This window comes from Flavobacterium undicola (genome assembly GCF_009909155.2).
In the GTDB taxonomy this organism is placed as follows: Bacteria; Bacteroidota; Bacteroidia; order Flavobacteriales; family Flavobacteriaceae; genus Flavobacterium; species Flavobacterium undicola.
On record NZ_JAAAPM020000083.1, the window covers coordinates 1 to 371 of the forward strand.

Sequence of the window (371 nt, forward strand, 5' to 3'; positions counted from 1 at the left end):
CACAGGTTCGAGTCCTGTTCCCGCTACTAAGAAAACACCACTGAAAAGCTGGTGTTTTTTTGTTTAAAAATATATTTATATGGATGAATTCGTAGTCTACATTCTATATTCTGAAAAATTTAATCAGCACTACACAGGATATACTTCCAATATTATTGAACGCTTCAAATCTCACAATCATTTAGCAACAAAAGGACATACTATCAAATACAGACCATGGATTGTAATTCATATTGAATTTTTCAATTCCAAAACCGAAGCCATGAACAGAGAAAAATATTTAAAAACTGGAATAGGGCGAGAATTTATTAAAAATATTATTCAAAACTTATAGCTCGTCGGGCTCATATCCGCCGCGGCGGACACAGGTT

The 371-nt window shown here is 34.0% G+C and carries 1 protein-coding gene; it reads left to right on the top strand.

Annotated features, from left to right (window positions below; genetic code table 11):
• Positions 1-79: 79 nt before the first annotated feature.
• Positions 80-334, top strand: a complete 255-nt coding sequence (locus GTZ96_RS18190) for a GIY-YIG nuclease family protein (protein WP_161645300.1) — start codon at positions 80-82, stop codon at positions 332-334.
• Positions 335-371: the final 37 nt, after the last annotated feature.